The sequence below is a fragment of the Pseudomonas sp. B21-017 genome (assembly GCF_024749245.1).
In the GTDB taxonomy this organism is placed as follows: domain Bacteria; phylum Pseudomonadota; class Gammaproteobacteria; order Pseudomonadales; family Pseudomonadaceae; genus Aquipseudomonas.
Map to the genome: position 1 here is coordinate 6,428,542 of NZ_CP087194.1, position 26,870 is coordinate 6,455,411.

The following is a 26,870-nucleotide window of genomic DNA, read 5'->3' on the forward strand; positions in this document are numbered from 1 at the left end:
CCTGCATGTCTGACGCACTCTGGGCCGCCCGCCTGGGCGATGCCCTCGACCACACCTCGATGATGGCCGACATCCTCGGCGGCGTGCTGGAGGTGGCGGCCAACATCGCGATCACCGCGCTGGCGACGGCTGCCGTGGTGGCGGCCACGGGCATCACCGTCGCCACCGGCGGCCTCGGCTGCTTCCTGCTCGGCGCGGTGGTGGGCACCATCGTCGGCCTTGCCATGAGCAAGACCGGGGCCGACAAGGGCTTGAGCAACCTGTGCGAGAGCTTCAGCAATGCGCTGTTTCCGCCCACGGTGCAGGCGAATATTCTCACCGGTTCCACCAACACCCTCACCAACAACATCCCCGCCGCCCGCGCCGCCGGGGCGATTCCGTCCCATGTTGCGCCGGCCGGCACCGAGCTGGAGGCACCCGAGCCCGAAGCCGAGCCCAGCTACCTGGACATGGCCGAGAGCTTCTTCTCGCAGATGTGGCGCCCCACCGTCGCCACTCCGGCGCCCGGCGCCGTGCCCAAGCCGCTGGACCTGCTCGTCTGCATGAAGCATCCGCCGATGCCGCCGCAGTTCATGGCCGAGGGCTCGGACAAGGTCACCATCAACGGCCAGCCTGCCGTGCGCAGCGGCGACCGCAGCACCTGCGACGCCAAGGTCGTATCGTCCGGGCTGATTTCCTCCAACGTGACCATTGGCGGCGGCTCGGTGGTGGTACGCGAGATCCGCAGCGGCAAGACCCCGGGCGTGGGCCTGGCGGTCACCGCGTTGCTGATGCTCAAGGGCGGCAAGGGCAAGTTCTTCAGCAAATTGCCGTGCATGCTGATCGGCGGCGCGGCGTCGATGGCTGTCAGCAGCGCCATGGGCGCCATGGCCAACGCCGCCATGGGTTCGTCGAACCCGGTGCATGCTGCGACCGGGGCCAAGGTGCTGGGTGGGGACGAAGAGCTGGATTTCGTGCTGCCGGGCATCTTGCCGATCGATTGGCAGCGCTTCTACAACAGCCGCGACGAACGCCGCGACAGCTTGTTCGGAGCGGGTTGGAGCGTGTCCTACGAGGTGCGGGTTGAAATCCTGCCTCACCCGGAGGGCGGGGAAACGCTGGTGTACACCGATGAACAGGGCCGGCGCATCGATATGGGCTCGATTCCTCTGGGCGGCGCGGTGTTCAGTGCGGGTGAAGGGCTGAGTGTTCGGCGGCATCGCAATGGGGAATTGTTGATTGAAAGCGATGACGGGTTGTATCGGCTGTTCGACGGTACACCCGGTAATCCGTCGTTGTTGCGCCTGAACCAGCTCGGTGACCGCAATGACAACCGCATCCACCTCGACTATGACGACGCCGGACAGTTGGCGCGCCTACGGGACACCTTCGATCTGGTGCAGGTCGAATTGATTCGGGAGCGCGACCGCGTGGCTCGAGTGGAACGCGTGTATCCCGACCAGCATCGTGAAGTGCTCGTCAGTTATGGCTACGACACAGTGGGCAACCTGGCCGAAGTGCGCGACGCCACCGACCAGGTGCAACGGCGCTTCGCCTACGACGCCGGGCGGCGGATGGTCGAGCATCAGTTGCCCACGGGGCTGCGATGTTTCTATGAATGGGCGTTGGTTGAAGACCTTGAATGGCGCGTGGTCCGGCACTGGACCGACGAAGGCGACACTTACCAGTTCGACTATGACCTGAAGGCCGGTGCAACGCGCATCACCGACGGCTCACAGCGCATCAGTACACGGCGCTGGAACACCCAGCACCAGATCACCGAATACACCGACAACCTCGGCCAGACCTGGCAGTTCGAGTGGAACGACGAACGCCAATTGCTCAGCGCGACCGACCCGCAGGGCGGGCGCTATGAATACAGCTACGACGACGCCGGCAACCTGATCGGCGAAACCGACCCGCTGGGCCGCAGTGAATCGACCCTATGGCTCGAGCACTGGGCCTTGCCGCTGGTGGAAACCGATACCGCGGACAACAGTTGGCAATATCGCTACGATCAGCGCGGCAACTGCATCGCCGAAACCGATCCGCTGGGCCATGTAACGCGATACCGCTACGACACCCAAGGCCAGGTCGTCGAGATCATCGACGCCACCGGCAAAAGCAAAAGGCTGCGCTGGAACCCGTTCGGCCAACTGGTCGAACACATCGATTGTTCGGGTTACCCGACGCGGTTCAGCTACGACAACCGGGGCTATCTGCAAACCATCACCGATGCCCTCGGCGAACGCACCCAATTCAGTTACGACGCCCAGGGACGGTTGCTCAGCAGCCAATTGCCGGACGGCCGCACCGAGCAGTATCAGCGCGACGTCAGCGGCCAGTTGACCGGCTATACCGACCCGGCCGGGCACACCACGCTCTACCAACACAACCGTCGCGGCCAGGTCCGCCAACGCACCGACGCCCATGGCCGGCAGGTGCAGTTCGGGTACGACCGCTATGGGCGGCTGCAGGCGCTGACCAACGAAAATGGCGAGAGTTATCGGTTTGCCTGGGATGCTGGGGATCGACTGATTGAACAACAGGATCTGGATGGCAGTGCCAAGCGCTACACCTATGACCTGCTGGATAACGTCGCGGCGGTCACGGCTGTTCCGGCACCTTACGGTAACGGCCTGGCCGTCGTCCCCGAGTCGCCCCCCGCTCCCATCGTTCACCGACTGGAACGCGACGCCGTCGGCCGGCTGATCGCCAAAGTCACCGACGATGGCCGCACCGACTACTCCTACGACCCACTGGACCAACTCACCGCCGTCACCTTCACCGACCACCAGGACAACGCACAAACCCTGAGCTTCGCCTACGACGCCCTCGGCCAGTTGCTCGAAGAACAAAGCGCGGCCGGCAACCTGCACTACCACTACGACGAACTCGGCAACCTGATCCAGACCCAACTGCCCGACGGCCGCTGGCTCAATCGCCTGTACTACGGCAGCGGCCACCTGCACCAGATCAACCTCGACGGCCAGGTCATCAGCGACTTCGAACGCGACCGCCTGCACCGCGAAGTGCTGCGCACCCAGGGCCAGATCAGCACCCGCAGCGAATACGACCGCAGCGGGCGCTTACGCTCACGCCAACGCCGACACACCAGCCAGCCATCGCTGATGCCGGCAGCGGTGCAGAAACATTTCGAGTACGACCCCGCCGACAACCTGATCGGCAAACTCGACCAGCAACCCACCACGCAACACCGCCAACTGCTGCACTACGACGCCACTGGCCGCATCATCGCCAGCCAGGACAGCCTGCACGGCCAGCGCGAAACCTTCGCCTACGACGCCGCCGCCAACCTGCTGGACGGCCCACAACCCGGCGCCGGGCTGGTGGTTCACAACAAACTGCTGACCTATCAGGACAAGCGTTATCGCTATGACGCGTTTGGCCGGATGATCGAAAAACGTAGCGCTCAACGGGGCTTGCAACGCTTCGGTTACGACGCCGAAAGCCGGTTGATCGAAGTGCGCAACGCAAACGGCAGCGTGGTCAGGATGACCTACGACCCGCTGGGCCGGCGCATCGAAAAAACCGTACACGACACCAACGGCTACCCTCTCGGCGAAACCCGCTTCACCTGGGACGGCCTGCGCCTGTTGCAGGAACATCGCCATCAACAGACCAGCCTCTACCTCTACGAAGACGAAGGTTACGAGCCCCTGGCCCGCGTCGACGGCACCGGCCCACTGCAAAAAATCCGCTACTACCACAACGACCTCAACGGCCTGCCGGAACAACTCACCGAGGCAGACGGCCACAATGTCTGGAAGGCAAGTTATCGGGTGTGGGGCAACACGTTAGAAGAGGTGCGCGAGCCGTATTACATTGAAGAGCAGAACCTGCGGTTTCAGGGACAGTACCTGGACCGGGAGACGGGGCTGCATTTCAATACGTTCAGGTTTTATGATCCGGATGTGGGGCGGTTTACGACGCCGGATCCGATTGGGTTGGCGGGGGGATTCAACCTCTATCAATACGCACCGAATCCGATTGGGTGGGTGGATCCGTGGGGGTGGGAAGTTTGTCGACTCAGCGCCTCACAGAAGAGAGCGATGGGGCCTGCACCTAAGGGTATGGTAAAGCCGCATTACCATCATATCGTCCGCGAAAAAGCTCCGAAAAGCTGGAAAGCTCAAAATCAAAAGTACATTACCGACTCGCAAAAAATTCTGGCCAAACACAAAATTGGCCTAAACAACGACCCGCGCAACTTCACCTGGGCCCAAAATGGTGGAGGGAATCACTCGATAGCCAGCGCCAAAAAAGTCTATGAAATACTACAGAAAGCAGACGTCGGCGGGCTGGCCAGTGTCCAAAACGCATTGAAAAACATGGGTGCTCAAATGACAAAAGGTATTTTTTAAATGAACAACCCAGAAGAAATTTATGAAAAGAACATTAAAACTTTATTAGCCATTCACGCAGACATCGCGTCGGGAAATGCAGCCTCACTAAAAAAGTGCCTAGAGAAAAATTCCGTTCTATTGCACTTGCCCATGTATGGTCTTGATGGGCATGAAACCCTGCTGCACATGGCCGCTGAACAGGGGCAAACCGAAATTTGCCGCTTATTGGTGTCTTTAGGTATTGCGCTGGACCAGCCTGCCGCCAGTTCCGGCAATAGCACGCCACTTGCCGCAGCCGCTGGCAATGGACACTTACAAACATGCCAATGGTTTCTTGAGGCCGGTGCTTTGGTGGATGGGTGGCCTAACAGCATAACCACCCCGCTGATTGACGCGATTACCTTTGGGCATCAGGACGTCGTCAATCTTCTTGTAGAACACCATGCCAACATCAATCGACTGCACACCAGACTGAATACTGCGCCATTGGACATCGCCAACACCTGGGGATTTACAGAGATTGCGTCCACCTTAAGAAAATCCGGGGCGGTCAGTATCATGGACGTTGAAAGCCAGCCTGAGGAATTTGGTGGTTCTATAGTCACTTTCGTGCACAACACCGCTGGCTGGGTTCTACCCGCGCAACTGAGTCCCATCACTAATGAAGAGGGGCTGGAGCTGCGTATCAGCTGTATTGATGGCAAAAGCAAGTTCAAGTTACTCTTCACCATCGGACTTTTTGCCAAAAGTCCTCATACCGAATTATTCGTATGCTTACCTGGCGACTGGCCTCTTACGCAGCATGGTTTTCCCCCCCACAGTCCTTGGGTTTTTCCGGTTGAGTTGCTGTCTCTGCTCGCTCGCCACACGTTCGATAATGGCCCCTTGTCGGAAGGCTTCTTGATTCGTCGTTCCGATGCCATGTATGCCAACCTGGCCTGGCCAGACGAAGTGGATGCTTTCGTGGCCGTGGATAAAGCCTGGGATACGAAAACTGAAAAAGAGATCATCCCCGACGATGAAAAGGTGATGCTCTATGTTTTGGTGCCTGTCAAATTCACGAAAAAAGGCGAACCCGACGCAGCAGCATTGCGTGTTCTGACACAACGCAAACGTACAGCCAGTTGGGCGAGCGTGGTCATTCCGGCTCCGGATCCAGGGATAATGCAGTAGAAAAGTGGAACGGCAAAGAATCAGCCAAATACCTGTTGGCCCCAAACTTGGACGCTGCTCATGACCGGAGATAACGAGTGCTTGAAAACACATTCTCAAATGACGAAGCGACCATTACGCCAGCGGATCTGGATCATCTGGAATCCGCCATTGGTAAGAAGCTACCGACGCCCTTTAGAAACCATTATCTCAAGTACAACGGCGGCGTACCGGAGCGGACCTATTGGGTCAGCGAAGATTTTGACGAGCCACTGGAAGTGGCTGCATTCAAGCCGATTACCGGTGGCGACTCCACGCTGCTGTCCACCTACCAGTTGATGCTAAAAAAACAGGTACTTCCTGCACACCTCCTGCCTTTCGCGAACGACTGGGGTGGCAACTTCTTTTGCTTGAATCTTGATACGGAGGCCGTTAGTTATTTTACGACTGATAGCTTTGATAGCGACCTAAGCCCTGAAGAAAATTAGGCTGAATCCGAAAAGCTGGTCTGCTCGAATTTCCTTCGGTTTGTTCAAGGGCTGATTAATGAAGAGGATGTATACGAGGAGTAAGCGAAACAACGGGGCTCAGTTTTGAGCGTCCGCATCTGGAGTGAGCCCCATGGCCAAACGCATAACCTGGAAGAAAGGCGATTTAGTCAGCCTCAAACTGCGAGACGATTTATATACCGTAGGCCAGATGATCAAAAATTCCGTCATGCGTTTTTACAACGTGAGGAGCGTGAATGGAATCTGGAGCGATCTCGTGCTGAACGACAGCAAAATTCTGTTCAGCGGTTTTGTAGGGGAGGTCGTTACCCAACGACTTGCCGTCGAAAAACTACAGCCTGCGACTCCACTGGTCCTGCCAGACCACGAACGTTACTGGTTAAGACCGCACGTTAACTTTGAAGGTGGATTCCCCTTTCGCGGTGCCGACCTGATCGATACCGGCAAAGACTGCGCTATCGATTACAGCTTGGCACCCGTGCGTCAAAAAGAGCTGAAGCTTTCAAAAAATCGCGATGCTATTGAACAGTATGAGCTTACCAACATGTGGGGGGACGAAGACTTGAGCGACAGATTGTGCCGCTATTTCGATACTGGACTTAACCGTGACGATTTGAAATTTGAAGTATTTCCGGGGCTGTGGACGGATCGTGAGAGTCTGCGACCTTTAACCCGACGTTTACCTGTACCACTAAGATAAATAGCATGCAGCGTTTAATGCACAGCATGTGGTAACAGCTGTGAAGGTGCTCGATCAACCGACTTAGAAGAAAACCTCGAACGGTTCTTTGATTATTTTTATGGTTAGTCTTCTGGTTCTGGATCTGACCCGACCAATGAGCGCAAAAGATGGAACAGCTGGAAGACGATTACCCCAGCGATGCCGATTGGCAAGTGCTTGTGCGGTTATACGAAGAGGACTATCTCGACGACAATGCCCGCACCCTGGCGAAACAACTGGATGGCAACCTCGATACGGCCGTCATCCTCTATGGTAAAAGAGGACTTAAGGAAGGGTTGTGGTGGATCGAACAGCAGGTACCGGCCTTGGATGACATACGGCCAGCCGATTGCTTCAAGGATCCGAAGCTGATCAAACGCCTGAGGACTGCGCTGATGCGCATGCCGTAATCGACAAGGAGAATGGTGCAATGGAAGGCATCGAACGACTCAACAAGCGCAACGATTGCGCGGCGGCCAGACGCTTGCGCCGGATAAACATCCCGCATGTCTGACGCACTCTGGGCCGCCCGGCTGGGCGATGCACTCAGCCACACCTCGATGATGGCCGACATTCTTGGCGGCGTGCTGGAGGTGGCGGCCAACATCGCGATCACCGCGGTGGTGGCGGCAACGGCCTGGCCGTCGTCCCCGAGGCGCCCCCCGCTCCCATCGTTCACCGACTGGAACGCGACGCCGTCGGCCGGCTGATCGCCAAAATCACCGACGATGGCCGCACCGACTACTCCTACGACCCACTGGACCAGCTCACCGCCGTCACCTTCACCGACCACCAGGGCAACGCACAAACCCTGAGCTTCGCCTACGACGCCCTCGGCCAGTTGCTCGAAGAACACAGCGCGGCCGGCAACCTGCACTACCACTACGACGAACTCGGCAACCTGATCCAGACCCAACTGCCCGACGGCCGCTGGCTCAATCGCCTGTACTACGGCAGCGGCCACCTGCACCAGATCAACCTCGACGGCCAGGTCATCAGCGACTTCGAACGCGACCGCCTGCACCGCGAAGTGCTGCGCACCCAGGGCCAGATCAGCACCCGCAGCGAATACGACCGCAGCGGGCGTTTACGCTCACGCCAACGCCGTCACAGCAGTCAGCCATCGCTGATGCCGGCAGCGGTACAAAAGCACTTCGAGTACGACCCCGCCGACAACCTGATCGGCAAACTCGACCAGCAACCCGCCGCACAACACCGCCAACTGCTGCACTACGACGCCACTGGCCGCATCATCGCCAGCCAGGACAGCCTGCACGGCCAGCGCGAAACCTTCGCCTACGACGCCGCCGCCAACCTGCTGGACGGCCCACAACCCGGCGCCGGGCTGGTGGTTCACAACAAACTGCTGACCTATCAGGACAAGCGTTATCGCTATGACGCGTTTGGCCGGATGATCGAAAAACGTAGCGCTCAACGGGGCTTGCAACGCTTCGGTTACGACGCCGAAAGCCGGTTGATCGAAGTGCGCAACGCAAACGGCAGCGTGGTCAGGATGACCTACGACCCGCTGGGCCGGCGCATCGAAAAAACCGTACACGACACCAACGGCTACCCTCTCGGCGAAACCCGCTTCACCTGGGACGGCCTGCGCCTGTTGCAGGAACATCGCCATCAACAGACCAGCCTCTACCTCTACGAAGACGAAGGTTACGAGCCCCTGGCCCGCGTCGACGGCACCGGCCCACTGCAAAAAATCCGCTACTACCACAACGACCTCAACGGCCTGCCGGAACAACTCACCGAGGCAGACGGCCACAATGTCTGGAAGGCAAGTTATCGGGTGTGGGGCAACACGTTAGAAGAGGTGCGCGAGCCGTATTACATTGAAGAGCAGAACCTGCGGTTTCAGGGACAGTACCTGGACCGGGAGACGGGGCTGCATTTCAATACGTTCAGGTTTTATGATCCGGATGTGGGGCGGTTTACGACGCCGGATCCGATTGAGTTGGAAGGTGGGCTCAATCTTTACCAATACGCTCCGAACCCTATCGGTTGGGCGGATCCATGGGGCTGGGCGTATGCCGGGGTAGATTTCACGGGAAGCAGTGATTTGTATCCGATTAAAGGCGCACAAAAAAATATCGTGACTATCAAGATGCAAGGCTCCAGGTCGCGTGACTTTACTCAAGCCTATAAAGAAGCCGGTATTCCAAGGAGTGCCAAGAAGGACTATACCTGGCACCACGTTGATGACTTCGACCCTAAAACGGGTAACACAACGATGCAGCTTGTCAGGAAATCTGCCCACGAAGCCACCTATCCCCATGGCGGCTCAGTTGCGCAATATGAGAAACATTTCAAAGTTAATTACGACAGCAGCGAATCAGTCCTAGCAGCGTCTAAGAAAGGCTGGCTCGCCAACAAGATTCCCAACACCAAAGTCAAACCTGGGCGCTGCTCATGATTGGAGATTTCAATGCTTGAAAACAAATTCTCAGATTACGAAAAGGCCATTACCCCAGCGAATCTGGACCAGCTGGAGTCCGTCATCGGCAAGAAGCTACCGGCTCCCTTTCGAAACCATTACCTCAAGTACAACGGCGGCATGCCGGAACGAGCTTATTGGGTCAGCGAAGACTTTTTCGACCCCATCGAAGTCGCCTCTTTCAGGCCGATTACCTATGGTGAACCCACGCTGCTGTCCACCTATCAGTTGATGCTGAAGAAACAAGTTCTTCCTGCACATCTCCTTCCTTTCGCAGACGACCTGGGCGGCAATTTCTTTTGCTTGAACCTTGATTCGGGAGCCATCAGTTATTTCACGACTGACACGTTTGATAGTGACCTTAGCCCGGAAGAGAACCAGGCTGAATCCGAGAAGCCTATTTGCTCGAACTTCCTCCGTTTCGTTCAAGGACTGATCGATGAGGAAGATTTGGACGAGGAATGAGGCGCTCAGCCGCATGGCCGACGGGGTGCATTTGTTGGTAGAGCGCGCGCTGGATCACCTGAATGAGCCGGAAATAGCAGCGATTCTCGCCAGGAAACAAAGCCGAGTCGGCTGATCCGCCAGACAGAAAAAATGGGCACCCAACCTCGTTGGCGTGCCCATTTTTTATCCCGCTCGCCCGCGGTGCGGGAAGTCGGTGCGTGTTACGGATTAACGCTGTCTTTCAACGACTTGCCTGGCTTGAACGCAACAGTGTTGCTGGCCTTGATCTTCACCGGCTCACCGGTTTGCGGGTTTTTGCCGGTGCGGGCACCGCGATGGCGTTGCAGGAAGGTGCCGAAGCCCACCAGCGTGACGCTATCCTTGCGATGCAGAGCGCCGGTGATTTCTTCGAGAACGGCGTTGAGAACGCGATTGGCCTGTTCTTTGGTGAGATCTGCTTTTTCCGCGATGGCAGCGGCGAGTTCTGGTTTACGCATGAGTGAAGCCCCTTTGACGGTTTTTTGTTGTTATGTCCGTGCTGTTCTCGTTGGAACAGCGCCCAAGGCGCCGCAGGTGCTCTACTCTGCGGCAGACGGGAATGAGGATGGCATGCGCGCAAGAGTGGCGCCAGTCTCCCCGCGACCTTTGTGGGAGCAAAAACGGGGTGATTCCGACAGAACGACCGGCATTTACGCCAACAGGGCCGGAAGTTCTTTGTTCAGGGCGAGTTTTTCCATCACCGCCGCGCCGGTCAGGGCATAGCCCAGCAATTTGCCGGCGCTATCGCGGCACAGCACCTTGATATCCGCGCCCTGCCCTTCGACCGTCCAGATGCCCTCCGCGCCCCGTGGCGGCGGCGAAACCACCAATGGGCAGACCGGGGTTTTGACGGTGATCGGCATCGGGCCGTAACTCACCGCCGTAGGGTTTCCGGCGAGGGTCTGGGCCAGCGCTCTCGCACAGCTCATGAGGGGCATGACGTACAACAGATTCAGCCCATCGACCTCGGCGCAATCGCCCAAGGCGTAGATGTTGGCGTGAGAGGTTTTCAGGTGACGGTCAACCACCACGCCACGGTTGACCTGCACCCCGGCAGCGGCCGCCAGGTCGATGCGCGGACGCAGACCGATGGCTGACACCACTACGTCGCAAGGGATGACCTGGCCGTCAGACAGATGCGCTTCCAGGCCGTCCGCCACTCGCTGCAAGCGATTGAGCACCGGCCCGAGGTGGAAGCGCGCGCCCAGGCTTTCCAGGCCGGCCTGGACCGCAGCGGCCGCCGCCGGGTGGAGCAAGGTCGGCATGACTTGTTCGCAGGGCGCAACCAGTTGCACTTCGTAGCCACCGAGAATCAGGTCGTTGGCAAATTCGCAGCCAATCAAACCGGCGCCCAGCAGCAGCACCCGACGCTTGCCGGCCGCGGCTGCGCGAAAACGTGCGTAGTCTTCAAGGTCGTTAATCGGGAAAACCGCGTCGGCCGCGTCGCCTTCAATCGGCACCCGCACGGTTTCCGCGCCCCAGGCCAGGATCAGGTCACGGTAGATCACTGATTCTTCGCCAATCCACAGGCGTTTGTGGCCCGGATCGATGCCGCTGATGCGCGTGTGGGTGCGCACTTCGGCCTTTAATTGCTCGGCCATGGCGCCCGGTTCGGCCATGCTCAGGCCATCGGCGTCTTTATTCTTGCCAAAGCCGGTGGAAAGCATCGGCTTGGAGTAGGAGCGTCCGTCATCTGCGGTAATCAACAGCAGCGGGGTTTCGCCATCGAGTTTGCGAAACTCCCGGGCCAGGTTGTAGCCAGCCAGCCCAGTGCCGACGATCACGACAGGTGCGTTCATTCCTAGCTCCTTGGATGCTTAGTTGATTTCAATCATTTCAAAATCCATTTTGCCCACGCCGCAGTCCGGGCACAGCCAGTCTTCCGGCACGTCCTGCCACGGTGTGCCCGCCGCAATACCGTCGTCCGGCCAGCCTTCGGCTTCGTTATAGATCAGGCCGCAGACCACACATTGCCACTTTTTCATTCAGGTACTTCCTCGGGATTCAGGCTTTTGCCGGCGCGAACGGTCGATAGATGAAGCGTTGCCGTCCGGCTCAGGGCGTTTTGTACTGATCGGGCCCGACAGATGCAAGCCTGTTCGGCGCAACGGCAGGCCGGATCAATCAAACTCGCCGCCTGACATGGTAAGCTCGCCGCCTCATTTGCTGCCAATAATGACTCACTGTGCCGCACTCAAAAGCCCCCTCCCCGACGCCGCTCTGGCTTTCTCAAAGCCAACTGATGCCCCGCCCCGACACGTCTACGCTCGATTGGTTGTTCGATGAAGGGTCACTGACCCGACGCCTGACCCGTTTGTCGAATGACGGTTTCAGCGTCACGCCGCTGTTCGAAGGCTGGCAATCGCTGCGCGCCGACGAATGTGCCGCGCTGGAGCTGGCCGAAGGCAGCGAAGGCTGGGTGCGCGAGGTGTATCTGCGCGGCCACGGTGAAGCTTGGGTGTTTGCCCGCAGCGTGGCGGCGCGTAGCGCGCTGCAGGGCGACGGATTGCATATGGATGAGCTGGGTAGCCGCTCCCTGGGCGAACTGCTGTTTTGCGATCGGGCGTTTCAGCGCCGGGCCATCGAGGTTTGTCACTATCCTCAAGCGTGGTTGCCGATGGAGGCTCAGGCGCCTGAACTGTGGGGCCGGCGCTCACGTTTCGACCGTGGCGCCCTGAGCGTGCTGGTGGCCGAGGTTTTCCTGCCGACCCTGTGGAGCGCCGCCCGCGCGCATCCGGAGAACTGCTGATGTACCAGAACCTGCTCAAGTCTCTGAACCGCGTGAATCCTCGGGCCTGGGATTTCATTCAGCTGACCCGCATGGACAAGCCGATCGGCATTTACCTGCTGCTGTGGCCGACATTGTGGGCACTGTGGATTGCCGGTGAAGGTTCGCCGTCACTGGCCAATATCGTGATTTTCGTGCTCGGCGTGGTACTGACCCGTGCTGGCGGCTGCGTGATCAACGACTGGGCGGACCGCAAGGTCGATGGCCATGTGAAACGCACCGAGCAACGGCCGCTGGTGAGCGGCAAGATCAGTTCCAAAGAAGCCCTGGTGTTCTTCGCGGTGCTGATGGGCGTGAGCTTCTTGCTGGTGCTGTGCACCAACGCGGCGACTGTCTGGCTATCGCTGGGCGGTTTGGCCCTGGCGTCCAGTTATCCGTTCATGAAGCGCTACACCTATTACCCGCAAGTGGTGCTGGGCGCAGCGTTCTCCTGGGGCATGCCGATGGCGTTCACTGCCGAGACCGGTGAGTTGCCGGCGACAGCCTGGTTGCTGTGGATCGCCAACTTGCTGTGGACCGTGGGCTACGACACCTATTACGCCATGACCGACCGCGACGATGACCTGAAGATCGGGGTGAAATCCACCGCGATCCTGTTTGGCGATGCCGACCGGGTGATCATTCTGACCTTGCAAGGCCTGGCGCTGGGCTGCCTGTTGCTGGCTGGCTCGAAATTCCATCTCGGTGGCTGGTTCCACCTTGGGTTGCTGGTGGCGGCAGGCTGCTTTGCGTGGGAGTTCTGGTACACCCGCAGCAAAGACCGGATGCGTTGCTTCCAGGCGTTTTTGCATAACCACTGGGCGGGGTTGGCGATTTTTGTGGGGATTGTGCTGGATTACGCATTACGCTGACTGCGATTGATCTGTAGCAGCTGCCGAACTCAGGCTTCGCCAGCTGCTACAGACTGTTTACAGGGCAGGCAAATCGCTTACTTGTGTTCGCCAATCACGTGCCACATTTTCATCATGCCGTCGCCTTTCATGTCTCCCGGCTTGCTGTCCATTTTGTAGGTGTACATTGGCTTGCCGTCGTAAGTCCATTGCATTGTGCCGTCGTCACGCTTGATCGGCTTCCATTCACCCATGGGCTTGGCATCCATCGGAGCCATCATCGGCGGCCAGTTCTTCGCACACTCACCCATGCACATCGACTTGCCGTCCTTGTCCTTGTCAAAGGTATACAAGGTCATACCCTTTTGATCGACCATCATGCCGCCTTTCATCATGGCGGGTTCTGCCGCAAAGGCCAGGGACGGCAGCGTTAACGCAGCCGTGACCAGCAGGACCTTCCAGGATTTAGCAATGTGATTCATGGAAACCTTCCTTTTGTGGTTGTCAGGATTCGGAATTAGAGCTTAGTTCAGGATCGCGACAATCGCAGGGCGGCTAAAATACTGTCACACGACTGCAATAATTCCGTTATCTAATGCGGCGCAAGACAGTTAAATGACAAGAGGATTAAGGCATGGTTGGCAGGAGCATTCTGATCGTCGACGACGAAGCGCCCATTCGCGAAATGATCGCCGTTGCGTTGGAAATGGCCGGCTATGACTGCCTGGAGGCGGAGAACTCCCAGCAGGCCCATGCCATTATCGTCGACCGCAAACCGGACCTGATCCTGCTCGACTGGATGCTGCCCGGCACCTCCGGCATCGAGTTGGCCCGCCGCCTCAAGCGCGACGAACTGACCGGGGATATCCCGATCATCATGCTCACCGCCAAGGGCGAAGAGGACAACAAGATCCAGGGCCTGGAAGTCGGCGCCGACGACTACATCACCAAACCGTTTTCCCCCCGCGAACTGGTGGCCCGCCTCAAAGCCGTGCTGCGTCGCGCCGGCCCGACCGATGGCGAAGCGCCGATCGAAGTCGGCGGCCTGCTGCTGGACCCGATCAGCCACCGCGTGACCATCGACGGCAAACCTGCCGAGATGGGCCCCACCGAGTACCGTTTGCTGCAATTCTTCATGACCCACCAGGAACGCGCCTACACCCGCGGCCAGTTGCTGGATCAGGTCTGGGGCGGCAATGTCTACGTCGAAGAGCGCACTGTCGACGTGCACATCCGTCGCCTGCGCAAAGCCCTCGGCGATGCCTATGAAAATCTGGTACAAACCGTGCGCGGCACCGGCTACCGGTTTTCCACCAAGGCCTGAACAGACCGCCAGCCTCGCTGACAAGGACGCATATTTTCCGTGAACCAAAACTGGCATGGCACCCTGATTCGCCACATGCTGTTGCTGGTCACCGCCTGCCTGGTGATCGGCCTGATTTCCGGCTACTACGGCTGGAGTCTCGCCGTGGGCCTGGGTGTTTACCTGGCCTGGACCCTCAAACAGCTGCTGCGCCTGCACGAATGGCTGCGCCTGCACCAACCCGATGAAGCACCGCCCGACGGCTATGGCCTGTGGGGCGAAGTGTTCGACAGCATCTATCACCTGCAACGCCGCGACCAACGGGTACGCGGGCGCCTGCAAGCGGTGATCGACCGGGTCCAGGAATCCACTGCCGCGCTGAAAGACGCAGTGATCATGCTCGACAGCGACGGCAACCTCGAGTGGTGGAACCGCGCCGCCGAAACCCTGCTCGGCCTCAAGACTCCTCAGGACAGTGGCCAGCCGGTGACCAACCTGGTGCGCCATCCGCGCTTCAAGGAATACTTCGAGCAGGACAACTACGCCGAACCATTGGAGATTCCGTCGCCGATCAACGATCGCCTGCGCATTCAGCTGTACATCACCCGCTATGGCAACAACGAGCACTTGATGCTGGTGCGCGACGTGACGCGTATCCATCAGCTGGAGCAGATGCGCAAAGACTTCATCGCCAACGTGTCCCACGAGCTGCGCACACCCCTGACGGTGATTTGCGGCTACCTGGAAACCCTGCTCGATAACGTCGAGGACGTGAATCCGCGCTGGACCCGTGCCCTGCAGCAAATGCAGCAGCAAGGCGGGCGCATGCAGACCTTGCTTAACGATTTGCTGCTGCTGGCCAAACTGGAAGCCACCGATTACCCATCGGACAACCAACCAGTGTCCATCGATAGCCTGCTGCAATCGATCAAGAGCGACGCCCAACAGCTGTCGGGTCAGAAAAATCAGCGCATCACCCTGGAAGCCGACCCGACGATTCTGCTCAAGGGCAGTGAAGCCGAACTGCGCAGTGCGTTTTCCAATCTGGTGTTCAACGCGGTGAAATACACCCCGGCCGAGGGCAATATCCGCATTCGCTGGTGGGGCGACGAGCAAGGTGCACACCTGAGCGTGCAGGATTCGGGAATCGGCATCGACAGCAAACACCTGCCGCGTCTGACCGAACGCTTCTACCGAGTCGATTCCAGCCGCAATTCCAACACCGGCGGCACCGGGCTGGGGCTGGCCATCGTCAAGCACGTGTTGCTGCGCCACCGGGCACGCATGGAAATCAGCAGTGTGCCGGGGCATGGCAGCACGTTTACCTGCCATTTTGCGCCGGCCCAGGTCACCAAATCCCGCGTGATCAGTGCAGCGGACTGATACCGACTAGCACTCGCCACTAGGCAATCGATCAGTCAGCCGCTACATTGGCTGACTTGTGCCTGCCCTTCAGGCACTGCATTTCCCCCTTTTTTGAATACACGGAACCCGCAAAACTCCATCATGGACCCTTCCCCTGGCTTGACCCTCGCAACAATATTCGCCGACTTCGGCATGATTCTTTTTGCTCTGATCCTGGTTTTGCTCAACGGCTTTTTCGTTGCGGCAGAGTTTGCCATGGTCAAACTGCGCTCGACCCGGGTCGAAGCCATCGCTGAACAGCACGGCTGGCGCGGGCATATCCTGCGCACCGTACACAGTCAGCTCGATGCTTACCTGTCAGCGTGCCAATTGGGTATCACCCTCGCTTCTCTGGGTCTGGGCTGGGTCGGCGAACCGGCATTCGCGCACCTCCTGGAGCCTGTGCTGAGTGCCGTGGGCGTAGATTCCGCTGAGGTGGTCAAGGCGGTTTCGTTCTTCACGGCGTTCTTCATCATTTCGTACCTGCACATCGTGGTCGGTGAGCTGGCACCAAAATCCTGGGCCATCCGCAAACCCGAGTTGCTGTCGCTGTGGACGGCGGTGCCGCTGTACTTGTTCTACTGGGCCATGTACCCGGCCATCTACCTGCTCAACGCCAGCGCCAACCAGATCCTGCGCATCGCCGGGCAAGGTGAGCCCGGCCCGCACCACGAGCACCATTACAGCCGCGAAGAACTGAAACTGATCCTGCACTCCAGCCGTGGCCAGGACCCAAGCGACCAAGGCATGCGCGTACTGGCCTCGGCGGTGGAAATGGGCGAGCTGGAAGTGGTCGACTGGGCCAACTCCCGGGAAGACCTGGTCACCCTCGAGTTCAACGCTCCGCTCAAGGAAATCCTGGCGTTGTTCCGTCGCCACAAGTTCAGCCGCTACCCGGTGTACGACAGCGAGCGCAAGGAGTTCGTCGGCCTGCTGCACATCAAGGATCTGCTGCTGGAACTGGCCGCCCTTGATCACATTCCCGAGTCGTTCAACCTCGCCGAACTGACCCGACCACTGGAGCGCGTATCGCGGCACATGCCGCTGTCGCAACTGCTGGAGCAGTTCCGCAAGGGCGGCTCGCACTTCGCCTTGGTCGAGGAAGCCGACGGCAACATCATCGGCTACCTGACCATGGAAGACGTGCTGGAAGTGCTGGTGGGCGACATTCAGGACGAACACCGCAAGGCTGAACGCGGGATCCTCGCGTATCAGCCGGGCAAGCTGCTGGTGCGGGGTGATACGCCGCTGTTCAAGGTGGAACGCCTGCTGGGCATCGACCTGGACCACATCGAAGCCGAAACCCTCGCCGGGCTGGTCTACGAAACCCTGAAACGGGTGCCCGAAGAGGAAGAAGTGCTGGAAGTCGAAGGTTTGCGGATCATCATCAAAAAGATGAAAGGGCCGAAGATCATATTGGCCAAGGTGTTGATGCTGGACTGAGCCACGCCCTTGTAGGAGCCGGCTTGCTGGCGATCAGGAGCGCTGCGGTGTCTCTGTTATACCGCGTTATCGTTCATCGCCAGCAAGCCGGCTCCTACTGCCCAACGCAAAGTTGGGCAACGCCCCCACCGGTTGATTGAACTGGTATGGAATGGACACCAGGCCCAACCCGGTATTGCGCTGCACCACGAAGTGCAGGTGCGGGCCGCTGCTGTTGCCGGTGTTGCCCGACAGCGCCAGTGCACTGCCCACCACTACCCGCTGACCTTCCCGTACGCAGACTGAACCTTTCTTGAGGTGCAGGTACACGCCCATCGTCCCGTCATCGTGCAACACCCGCACGAAATTGCCCGATGGATCGTTGCCGCGCCCGGTCTGGCCATTCTCGGTTTTCACCACCACCCCGCCGCGCGCCGCGATGATCGGCGTGCCTTCGGGCATGGCGATATCCATCGCGTAACGGTTCTTCGGTCCGTAGTGGCTGTATTGGCCATTGGGGCCCTGGGTCAGCCGAAACGGACCGCCACGCCAGGGCAACGGATATCGATAGGCCATGGCAGCCCCTGAGGGGTCGCCCAGGAAATATGCGAACCTTGGGTTATACACGATCGGCCTTCCGGCCTTCGTCGGCGTGAGCAGGGCCAGACGAAGGTTACTGCGCGCCGGCATCACCCGCCGGATCGGTCGGCTCGGCGCTCCGCTGACGTTCTGCAACCGGTCGAAACTCAGCTCGATCTCGACCGGCGCATACAGGTCGTTGCGCACGAACACGCTGTCCATGCCATTCAGCCTCTTGATGTCGAGGTACACCTGCCGCTCAAGGTGTTCGACCATTCGGTCGCGAAAAACGAACACCTTCGCGCCTTTGGTGGGGCGGTCGCTGTAAGAGACCACGCCACTGGCATCAGTGGACTTATAGATCGTCATGGCCACAGCCGAGGTGGAGGCCATGAAAAGACCACAGAAAAACAGCAGGCGCGCGAGCATGGGCAAAATTCTGTTGAGTAGGCCTGGGAAGGAGCCTAGCAGCAGAAATGGACCTGCGTAGTCGACAGATGTTTCAAATGATCATTCCCACGCTCTGCCTGGGAATACAGCAAGGGACGCTCTGCGTCCCATCCGAAGCGGACGCGGAGCGTCCGGGGAGGTATTCCCACGCAGAGCGTGGGAACGATCAGCGGTACACGTTACGCACCCGGTACGAAGTGCTTCTGCGCGGTGCCACGGGCGATCAGGCGGGAGATGTAGTCGAGCTTCTGTGCATCCTGGTCGACAAAGCGGAACGTCAGTTGCAGCCACTCGCTGTCCGGCTTCGGCTCGTGGGCGACGATGGCGTGCAAGTAGCCGTTAAGACGGGCAGTTTCGGCATTGTCGCCCTGCTCCAGGTCGAGTACGGCGTTGTCGAGGACTTGCGGCAAGGTGTCAGTGCGTTTCACCACCAGCAGCGCTTCCTTGATGCTCAAGGCCTTGATCACGCATTGCTGTGTGCCGCTCGACAGGCGCAGTTGGCCTTGGCCACGACCGCCAGCTGATGCGGAGGCAGGCGCCTTGACCGGTGGATTGTTGAGCAGGCCGCGAGACGGCGCCGCAGCCGGGGCTGGCGCGGCGGCGGCAGGTTTGGCAAACGGGTTGACCGCTGCAGCCGAGGGTGCGACTACCGCCGCTTTGCCACCGGTCAATGCGCTCAGGGAATCGTTGCCGAACGCCGAGTTCATTTTGGTCGGCGCGCTGTTCATCAAGGTATCGAGCTTGCCAACCTTGTTCAGGGCCTGCTTGACCTTGGTCAACAGCTGCTCGTTGGTGAATGGCTTGCTGACGTAGCCGGAAACCCCGGCCTGGATCGCCTGGACCACGTTTTCTTTATCGCCACGGCTGGTCACCATCACGAACGGCATGGCCTTGAGGTTGTCCTGCTCACGGCACCAGGTCAGCAACTCCAGACCGGACATTTCCGGCATTTCCCAGTCGCACAGAACCAGGTCGAACGCTTCCTTGGCCAGCATGGCCTGGGCCTTTTTACCGTTGACTGCATCTTCGGTCCGGATCCCCGGGAAGTAGTTGCGCAGGCACTTTTTTACCAGGTCACGAATGAACGACGCATCGTCCACGACCAACACACTGATCTTGCTCATCCAACACCCCTTTAAAAATCCCGGCAAGCATAACGCTGGCTGATGGCACTTTGCCAAAACTCTTCAGTCACGCCGGGACTTTTCGTTCGCGGGTGCTGCTTTTCAATTCGGCTTTTCAGTTCAAAAGCCACACAAACAAAAACGCCCGGCCAAGAGGCCGGGCGCTTTTTCTTGGGCAACCTTACTTATCGTCAGCTTTGTCCGGAACATTAGCGGTTTCGGCACTTGTGCCTTCCACTTCTTCCTTCATGCGCTTGAGGCCCAGGTGACGCACGTCGGTGCCGCGCACCAGGTAAATCACCAGTTCCGAGATATTGCGCGCGTGGTCGCCGATTCGCTCAAGGGAACGCAGCACCCAGATAATGCTCAAGACACGCGAGATAGAGCGTGGATCTTCCATCATGTAGGTGGCGAGTTCGCGCAGCGCGGTCTTGTATTCGCGGTCGATGATCTTGTCGTACTGCGCCACCGACAGCGCCAGGTCGGCGTCGAAACGGGCAAATGCGTCCAAGGCATCGCGAACCATGTTGCGCACCTGGTCGCCGATGTGGCGAACCTCGACATAACCGCGCGGCGCTTCGCCTTCTTCACACAACTGAATGGCGCGACGGGCGATCTTGGTGGCTTCGTCGCCGATACGCTCGAGGTCGATCACCGATTTTGAGATGCTGATGATCAGACGCAAGTCCGACGCCGCCGGCTGACGACGGGCCAGAATGCGCAGGCATTCTTCGTCGATATTGCGTTCCATCTGGTTGATCTGGTCGTCGACCTCGCGCACTTGCTGGGCCAGGCCGGAGTCGGCCTCGATCAGCGCGGTGACCGCGTCGTTGACCTGCTTCTCGACCAGCCCGCCCATGGCCAGGAGGTGGCTGCGCACTTCCTCGAGCTCAGCGTTGAACTGCTGGGAGATGTGATGGGTAAGGCCTTCTTTACTAATCATGTTGGCGTCCTTGGAGCGTCCGGTAAGGTGCGGTGGGCCGCAGCGTCAGTTCAGTGAGCAACAACAGCTTCCTAGCCGTAACGACCGGTGATGTAGTCTTCGGTCTGCTTCTTCGCCGGATTGGTGAACAGGGTGTCGGTGTCGCCGAACTCCACCAGTTTGCCCATATACATGAACGCCGTGTAGTCGGAAACCCGCGCGGCCTGTTGCATGTTGTGGGTCACGATAACAATGGTGAACTTGGATTTCAGTTCGTAGATCAGCTCTTCGACTTTCAGCGTGGAGATCGGGTCGAGTGCCGAGCACGGTTCGTCGAGCAGCAGCACTTCCGGCTCCACGGCGATGGTGCGGGCAATCACCAGACGTTGCTGCTGACCACCGGACAGACCGAGTGCCGACTCGTGCAGACGATCCTTGACTTCATCCCACAGCGCCGCGCCTTTCAACGCCCACTCGACGGCTTCGTCGAGGATGCGCTTTTTGTTGATGCCCTGGATGCGCAAGCCGTAAACCACGTTTTCATAGATGGTTTTCGGGAACGGGTTGGGCTTCTGGAACACCATGCCGACGCGACGACGCAGCTCGGCCACGTCCTCGCCCTTGCGGTAGATGTTGTTGCCGTAGAGGTTGATCGCGCCTTCGACGCGGCAGCCATCCACCAGGTCGTTCATGCGGTTGAAAGTGCGCAACAGCGTGGACTTGCCACAGCCGGACGGGCCGATGAAGGCGGTCACGCGCTGTTTCGGGATGTTCATGCTGACGTCATACAGCGCTTGTTTGTCGCCGTAGAACAGGCTCAACCCCGGCACTTCGATGGCCACGGTTTCCTGCTCGAGACTCAGGCTCTGTTTGTCGCGGCCCAGGGCCGACATGTTGATGCCGTGAGTGTGTGCTTCGTGCTGCATGGGAGGCTCCCTGTGCTAACAAATTCGGTTCGGGGCCGCAGGCCAGGCCCGCGGTTACGCAATTCTTTGTAGGAGCCGGCTTGCTGGCGATGCAGACAACTCGGTCCCGCAGGCTCACCGCGGTGATGCCTTCGCCAGCAAGCCGGCTCCTACAGTTCGGTGTTGATCAGCTATCCAGCGCCTTGTACTTCTCGCGCAGGTGGTTACGGATATAAACGGCCGACAGGTTCAATGTCGCGATCACCAGCACCAGCAGCAGCGCCGTGGCATACACCAGCGGCCGCGCGGCTTCTACGTTCGGGCTCTGGAAGCCGACGTCATAAATGTGGAAGCCCAGGTGCATGATCTTCTGGTCCAGGTGCAGGTACGGGTAGTTGCCATCCAGCGGCAGCGACGGCGCCAGTTTCACTACACCCACCAGCATCAGCGGCGCCACTTCACCGGCGGCGCGGGCCACGGCGAGGATCATGCCGGTCATCATTGCCGGGCTGGCCATCGGCAGCACGATCTTCCACAAGGTCTCGGCCTTGGTCGCGCCGAGGGCCAACGAGCCTTCGCGCACGGTGCGAGGAATCCGCGCCAGGCCTTCTTCGGTGGCCACGATCACCACCGGCACAGCCAGCAGGGCCAAGGTCAACGAAGCCCACAACAGACCCGGCGTACCGAAGGTCGGCGCCGGCAAGGCTTCGGGGAAGAACAACCGGTCGATCGAGCCGCCCAGTACATAAACGAAGAAGCCCAGGCCGAACACGCCGTAAACGATCGCCGGTACGCCCGCCAGGTTGTTCACCGCAATACGGATCACTCGGGTCAGGGTGTTCTGCTTGGCGTATTCACGCAGGTAGACCGCCGCCAGCACACCGAACGGAGTGACGATCATCGCCATGATCAGGGTCATCATCACGGTGCCGAAAATCGCCGGGAAGATCCCGCCTTCGGTGTTGGCTTCGCGCGGATCATCACTGAGGAATTCCCAGACCTTGCTGAAGTAGAAGCCCACCTTGGTAAAGGTGCTCATGGCGTTCGGCTGATAGGCGTGAACCACTTTGCCGATGCCGATCTCGACCTCTTTACCGTTCGCGTCACGAGCCGTCAGGCTGTCACGGTTGAACTGCTTGTGCAGGTCGTTCAGACGCGCTTCGATTTCTTGATAACGGGCATTCAGCTCGGCGCGCTCAGACTCCAGGTCCGCCTGTGCGGTAGCGTCGAGACGGCCGGCCAATTCCAGCTTGCGACCGTGCAGACGAACACGTTCGAGACCGGCGTTGATCGCGCCGATGTCGGTTTTTTCCAAGCTCTTGAGCTGCCCAGCCAACTGGTTGACGCGATCGACACGGGCCTGCAACTCAGGCCATGCGGCTTCGCCTTCAGCGACGACCTTGCCGTCCTCTTTAACGTTGACCAGATAGCCGTAGAAGTTGCCCCACTCGCGACGCTCGATGGTCATCAGCTCTGGCGGGGTTTTCTGGTTGGTCAGCCACTCGCCGACAATCCAGGTGAAGTCCGTGCCGTTCAGATCACGGTTGCCGACTTTGATCAGCTCGCGGGTCATGAACTCCGGGCCCTGATCGGGCACCGGCAGGCCAGCGGTTTTCAGGCGCTCGCGTGGCACTTCTTCCTTCTGCACCACTTCGCCGATGACCAGGTGGTTGGCCTGGCCCGGCACGTCGTAATTGGCGTGGATCAGGTCCGCCGGCCAGAAGTGCCCCAGACCGCGCACGGCAATGACCGCCAGCAGGCCAATGGTCATGATGACCGCAATGGACACCGCGCCGCCGCTGATCCAGACGCCGGGGGCGCCGCTCTTGAACCATCCATTCAGGGAGTTCTGTTTCACAGACTTCTACCTTTGTTAAAGCGACGAGTATTTCTTGCGCAGACGCTGACGAATCAGTTCCGCGAGGGTGTTCATGATGAAGGTGAACAACAGCAGCACCAGCGCCGAGAGGAACAGCACGCGGTAGTGGCTGCCGCCGACTTCCGATTCGGGCATTTCCACCGCGACGTTGGCTGCCAGTGTGCGCAGGCCTTCGAACAGGTTCATTTCCATGACCGGGGTGTTACCGGTGGCCATCAGCACGATCATGGTTTCACCGACCGCGCGGCCCATGCCGATCATCAGCGCCGAGAAGATGCCCGGGCTGGCGGTGAGGATCACCACGCGAGTCATGGTCTGCCACGGCGTGGCGCCAAGGGCCAGGGAACCGAGGGTCAGGCCGCGCGGCACGCTGAACACGGCGTCTTCGGCGATCGAGTAGATGTTCGGGATGACTGCAAAGCCCATGGCCAGGCCGACCACCAGAGCGTTGCGCTGGTCGTAGGTGATGCCCAGGTCGTGGGAGATCCACATACGCATGTCACCGCCGAAGAACCAGGCTTCCATGTACGGGCTCATGTACAGCGACAGCCAGCCCACGAACAGAATCACCGGAATCAGGATCGCGCTTTCCCAGCCGTCCGGTACTTTCAGGCGGATTGACTCAGGCAGGCGACTGAAGACGAAACCGGCCACCAGAATGCCGATCGGCAGGAGCATCAGCAGGCTGAAGATGCCCGGCAAATGCCCTTCTACATACGGTGCGAGGAACAGGCCGGCGAAGAAGCCGAGGATCACCGTCGGCATCGCTTCCATCAGCTCGATCACCGGCTTGACCTTGCGACGCATGCCCGGGGCCATGAAGTACGCGGTGTAGATCGCCGCGGCGACGGCCAGGGGCGCGGCCAGCAGCATGGCGTAGAACGCGGCTTTCAGGGTACCGAAGGTCAGCGGCGAGAGGCTCAGCTTGGGTTCGAAGTCGGTGTTGGCGGCAGTCGATTGCCAGACGTATTTAGGCTCGTCGTAGTTCTCGTACCAGACTTTGCTCCACAACGCGCTCCAGGAAACTTCCGGGTGCGGGTTGTCGAGCAGCAACGGTTGCAGCTTGCCGCCCTGCTCCACGATCACGCGGTTGGCCCGTGGCGACAGGCCGAACAGGCCTTGGCCGTCGACCACCTGATCCACCAGCAAAGTGCGGTGCGCGGTGCTGTGGAACACGCCGAGCTTGCCGGACGCATCAAGGGCAACGAAGCCTTTGCGACGTTCTTCGGCGGTGATTTCAACAATCGGCGCAGCGCCCATCTGGAAGGTGCGGATTTGCTTCAGGCGCAGTTCGCCATCGTGATCGCGAGCCATGAACCACTGGGCGAGACCGCCCTTGGAGTCGCCGAGGATCAGTGAGATACCACCCACCAGCTGGGTGCTGGCGGTAATCTCGGCATCGCCGTCTTCGAGCAATTTGTAGCGACCGTTGAGACTCTTGTCGCGCAGGCTGAAAACGTCAGCCTGAGCACGACCGTTGACCACGTACAGCCACTGCTGACGCGGGTCGACGAAGATGTTCTTCACTGGCTCGGTCATTTGCGGCAGGTCGATACGTTTCTGCTCGTTGGTGACTTCGCCGGTCATCATGTTTTCTTCGCTGGTCAGCGACATGACATGCAGTTGCGCACCAGTGGAGCCAGCCAGCAGCAGGGTCGAATCGGTGGCATTGAGGCTGACGTGCTCCAGAGCGCCGCCCGCCTCGTTCAGCACGATTGGCGTTTCGCCGTACGGGTATTCGATGGCCGGCGAGATGGTTTTCTTGCCGTCCGGGTAGCTGACTTTATAGGTGTGACGGAACACCAGCACCTGACCGTTGGACAACCCCACTGCGACCAATGGATGGCCGGGTTGATCTTCACCGATGGAGGTCACGCTGGTACCGGCCGGGATCGGCAGGTCGACACGACGCAGTTCGGCGCCGCTATCGATATCAAAGAATAGCGCCTGGCCCTTGTCGGAAACCCGCATGGCCACCTGGTTCTGTTCTTCAAGGGAGATCATCAGCGGCTTGCCGGCGTCTTGCATCCAGGCAGGCGTGATGGCGTCTTTGGCGGTCAGGTCAGCCCCCTGGAACAGCGGCGCGACAACATAACCGAGGAAGAAGAAGATCAGGGTGATCGCGCCCAGGACGGCGAGGCCGCCGACAAGCACATACCAACGGGTCAGGCGATCTTTCAGCGCACGAATACGGCGCTTGCGGTGCAGCTCAGGCGTATTGAAGTCAATTCGCTTGGGGGGATTTGTAGTCATGGTGGAATTGGCCAGATCATTCATGCGCACACCCTAGCGATCCTGTATGACAGAAAGATGACAATGCAGTGACGCAACAAATCCGCTGCCAGTGGAAACTGGCAGTGGATCGGAAATTTGGGGGCCGGTATTTACCGGCAATTGTAGGAGCGAGGCTTGCCCGCGAAGGGGTCGTTACATTCAACATCAATGTTGACCGACCCACCGCTTTCGCGGGCAAGCCTCGCTCCTACGCAGGTCCGGGTTTACCCCGGACCTAGGGTTTTACTTTTTTGCGACTTCAGCGCCGCCTTCCGCCAGACCCAGGTCAGCCAGTGCTTTTGCAGCAACCTTGGCTGGCAGTGGGATGTAGCCGTCTTTCACTACAACTTCCTGGCCCTGCTTGGACAGAACCAGTTTCACGAACTCGGCTTCCAGCGGGGCCAGAGGCTTGTTCGGGGCCTTGTTGACATATACGTAGAGGAAACGCGACAGCGGGTATTTACCGTTCAGGGCGTTTTCTTCGCTGTCTTCGATGAAGTCAGTGCTGCCTTTCTTGGCCAGGGCCACGGTCTTCACGCTGGCGGTCTTGTAGCCGATGCCCGAGTAACCGATGCCGTTCAGCGAGGAGCTGATCGACTGCACGACCGAAGCCGAACCTGGTTGTTCGTTGACGTTTGGCTTGTAGTCGCCTTTGCACAGGGCTTCTTCTTTGAAGTAGCCATAAGTGCCGGATACCGAGTTACGGCCGAACAGTTGTACTGGCTTGTTGGCCAGGTCGCCGGTCACACCCAGGTCGCCCCAGGTTTTCACATCAGCTTTGGCACCGCACAGACGAGTCGAGGAGAAGATCGCGTCGACTTGTTCCATGGTCAGGTGCTGGATCGGGTTGTCTTTGTGTACGAAGACCGCCAGGGCGTCCACGGCCACCGGGATAGCGGTTGGCTTGTAGCCGTACTTCTGCTCGAAGGCCGCCAGTTCGGTGTCCTTCATCTTGCGGCTCATCGGGCCCAGGTTGGAGGTGCCTTCAGTCAGCGCAGGTGGCGCGGTGGCAGAGCCAGCGGCCTGAATCTGGATGTTTACGTTCGGGTATTCTTTTTTGTAGTTCTCAGCCCACAGGGTCATGAGGTTGGCCAGGGTATCGGAGCCGACGCTGGACAGGTTGCCCGACACACCAGTGGTCTTGGTGTAGCTCGGGATAGCAGGGTCAACAGCGGCAACCGCGTTGGCAGTCGCAACGCCAGCAGCGACAAAAGTCATTGCCGCCATCAAACGCTTCAGTTTCATGCCTTACTCCTAGCAGATAGGGTGTGTTAAGTCGGGGCCAAGTATCAGCAGGCCGTGTGAACACTCTATGGCTGAAATATGACAA

Annotated in this window: 23 protein-coding genes and 1 pseudogene; 13 read left to right on the plus strand and 11 right to left on the minus strand. The window is 59.3% G+C overall.

The window, feature by feature from the left end; translation table 11 throughout:
• Positions 1–5 precede the first annotated feature (5 nt).
• The 8 genes and pseudogenes from LOY28_RS29335 to LOY28_RS29370 all read left to right on the plus strand — a co-directional run bounded on the left by LOY28_RS29335 (position 6) and on the right by LOY28_RS29370 (position 9,639).
• On the plus strand, positions 6–4,364 hold the full coding sequence (locus LOY28_RS29335; RefSeq protein ID WP_258612871.1) for an RHS repeat-associated core domain-containing protein: 4,359 nt from the start codon (positions 6–8) through the stop codon (positions 4,362–4,364).
• Positions 4,365–5,519, plus strand: coding sequence for an ankyrin repeat domain-containing protein (locus LOY28_RS29340; protein ID WP_018927406.1), 1,155 nt, complete (start codon positions 4,365–4,367; stop codon positions 5,517–5,519).
• A 77-nt stretch (positions 5,520–5,596) separates the two neighbouring features.
• Entirely contained in the window at positions 5,597–5,986 is a 390-nt protein-coding gene (locus LOY28_RS29345; RefSeq protein ID WP_258612872.1) for an SMI1/KNR4 family protein, read from the plus strand.
• A 133-nt stretch (positions 5,987–6,119) separates the two neighbouring features.
• Entirely contained in the window at positions 6,120–6,707 is a 588-nt protein-coding gene (locus tag LOY28_RS29350) for an immunity 26/phosphotriesterase HocA family protein (protein WP_258612873.1), read from the plus strand.
• A 149-nt stretch (positions 6,708–6,856) separates the two neighbouring features.
• A complete protein-coding gene (locus LOY28_RS29355; protein WP_258612874.1) occupies positions 6,857–7,138 on the plus strand; it encodes a hypothetical protein in 282 nt (93 codons plus the stop codon).
• 96 nt (positions 7,139–7,234) lie between these two features.
• Positions 7,235–7,438 carry a hypothetical protein gene (locus tag LOY28_RS30220; protein ID WP_258612875.1) on the plus strand — a complete coding sequence of 68 codons (204 nt, stop codon included), beginning with the start codon at positions 7,235–7,237 and terminating at the stop codon, positions 7,436–7,438.
• Positions 7,357–9,153 (plus strand): annotated as a pseudogene (locus LOY28_RS29365) (RHS repeat-associated core domain-containing protein); the annotation flags it as partial. The gene LOY28_RS30220 and the pseudogene LOY28_RS29365, both read left to right, overlap by 82 nt.
• A 12-nt stretch (positions 9,154–9,165) precedes the next feature.
• Positions 9,166–9,639, plus strand: a complete 474-nt coding sequence (locus tag LOY28_RS29370; RefSeq protein WP_138866532.1) for an SMI1/KNR4 family protein — start codon at positions 9,166–9,168, stop codon at positions 9,637–9,639.
• Between the two features lie 203 nt (positions 9,640–9,842).
• Here the strand turns inward: LOY28_RS29370 and LOY28_RS29375 are convergent, their stop codons facing one another.
• The 3 genes from LOY28_RS29375 to LOY28_RS29385 all read right to left on the minus strand — a co-directional run bounded on the left by LOY28_RS29375 (position 9,843) and on the right by LOY28_RS29385 (position 11,645).
• Positions 9,843–10,118, minus strand: a complete 276-nt coding sequence (locus tag LOY28_RS29375) for an HU family DNA-binding protein (RefSeq protein ID WP_003213368.1) — start codon at positions 10,116–10,118, stop codon at positions 9,843–9,845.
• A gap of 192 nt (positions 10,119–10,310) precedes the next feature.
• Positions 10,311–11,459, minus strand: coding sequence for an NAD(P)/FAD-dependent oxidoreductase (locus LOY28_RS29380; RefSeq protein ID WP_018927400.1), 1,149 nt, complete (start codon positions 11,457–11,459; stop codon positions 10,311–10,313).
• Between the two features lie 18 nt (positions 11,460–11,477).
• Positions 11,478–11,645 carry a rubredoxin gene (locus LOY28_RS29385; protein WP_007896465.1) on the minus strand — a complete coding sequence of 56 codons (168 nt, stop codon included), beginning with the start codon at positions 11,643–11,645 and terminating at the stop codon, positions 11,478–11,480.
• Positions 11,646–11,845: 200 nt separating this feature from the next.
• Between LOY28_RS29385 and LOY28_RS29390 the strand changes: the two genes are divergently transcribed.
• Entirely contained in the window at positions 11,846–12,409 is a 564-nt protein-coding gene (locus LOY28_RS29390; RefSeq protein ID WP_064621149.1) for a chorismate lyase, read from the plus strand.
• A complete protein-coding gene (gene ubiA / locus LOY28_RS29395; RefSeq protein WP_019651311.1) occupies positions 12,409–13,299 on the plus strand; it encodes a 4-hydroxybenzoate octaprenyltransferase in 891 nt (296 codons plus the stop codon). The genes LOY28_RS29390 and ubiA overlap by 1 nt, the downstream gene beginning before the upstream one ends.
• A gap of 77 nt (positions 13,300–13,376) precedes the next feature.
• Here ubiA and LOY28_RS29400 read toward each other — a convergent pair whose 3' ends face one another.
• Positions 13,377–13,760, minus strand: coding sequence for a hypothetical protein (locus LOY28_RS29400; RefSeq protein ID WP_018927397.1), 384 nt, complete (start codon positions 13,758–13,760; stop codon positions 13,377–13,379).
• 152 nt (positions 13,761–13,912) lie between these two features.
• Here LOY28_RS29400 and phoB point away from each other — a divergent pair, with 152 nt between their 5' ends.
• The 3 genes from phoB (at position 13,913) to LOY28_RS29415 (ending at position 17,428) form a co-directional block, all read left to right on the plus strand.
• Positions 13,913–14,602 (plus strand): phosphate regulon transcriptional regulator PhoB, encoded by a 690-nt coding sequence (gene phoB, locus LOY28_RS29405; RefSeq protein ID WP_007896474.1) that lies wholly within the window; start codon positions 13,913–13,915, stop codon positions 14,600–14,602.
• 75 nt (positions 14,603–14,677) lie between these two features.
• A complete protein-coding gene (gene phoR, locus LOY28_RS29410) occupies positions 14,678–15,964 on the plus strand; it encodes a phosphate regulon sensor histidine kinase PhoR (protein WP_218585017.1) in 1,287 nt (428 codons plus the stop codon).
• Between the two features lie 123 nt (positions 15,965–16,087).
• Positions 16,088–17,428, plus strand: coding sequence for a hemolysin family protein (locus LOY28_RS29415; RefSeq protein ID WP_018927395.1), 1,341 nt, complete (start codon positions 16,088–16,090; stop codon positions 17,426–17,428).
• Between the two features lie 66 nt (positions 17,429–17,494).
• Here LOY28_RS29415 and LOY28_RS29420 read toward each other — a convergent pair whose 3' ends face one another.
• From LOY28_RS29420 to LOY28_RS29450, 7 genes are all read right to left on the minus strand, one after another.
• Entirely contained in the window at positions 17,495–18,415 is a 921-nt protein-coding gene (locus LOY28_RS29420) for a peptidoglycan DD-metalloendopeptidase family protein (RefSeq protein ID WP_018927394.1), read from the minus strand.
• A gap of 200 nt (positions 18,416–18,615) precedes the next feature.
• Positions 18,616–19,560, minus strand: a complete 945-nt coding sequence (locus tag LOY28_RS29425; RefSeq protein WP_018927393.1) for a response regulator — start codon at positions 19,558–19,560, stop codon at positions 18,616–18,618.
• A 181-nt stretch (positions 19,561–19,741) separates the two neighbouring features.
• Positions 19,742–20,503 (minus strand): phosphate signaling complex protein PhoU, encoded by a 762-nt coding sequence (gene phoU, locus LOY28_RS29430; protein WP_007934507.1) that lies wholly within the window; start codon positions 20,501–20,503, stop codon positions 19,742–19,744.
• 71 nt (positions 20,504–20,574) lie between these two features.
• Entirely contained in the window at positions 20,575–21,408 is an 834-nt protein-coding gene (gene pstB, locus LOY28_RS29435; RefSeq protein WP_008150054.1) for a phosphate ABC transporter ATP-binding protein PstB, read from the minus strand.
• Between the two features lie 166 nt (positions 21,409–21,574).
• Positions 21,575–23,245 carry a phosphate ABC transporter permease PstA gene (pstA, locus tag LOY28_RS29440; protein WP_018927392.1) on the minus strand — a complete coding sequence of 557 codons (1,671 nt, stop codon included), beginning with the start codon at positions 23,243–23,245 and terminating at the stop codon, positions 21,575–21,577.
• A 15-nt stretch (positions 23,246–23,260) separates the two neighbouring features.
• Positions 23,261–25,294 (minus strand): ABC transporter permease subunit, encoded by a 2,034-nt coding sequence (locus tag LOY28_RS29445; protein WP_172901218.1) that lies wholly within the window; start codon positions 25,292–25,294, stop codon positions 23,261–23,263.
• Positions 25,295–25,783: 489 nt separating this feature from the next.
• Positions 25,784–26,785, minus strand: coding sequence for a phosphate ABC transporter substrate-binding protein PstS (locus LOY28_RS29450; protein ID WP_018927390.1), 1,002 nt, complete (start codon positions 26,783–26,785; stop codon positions 25,784–25,786).
• Between the last annotated feature and the right edge of the window lie 85 nt (positions 26,786–26,870).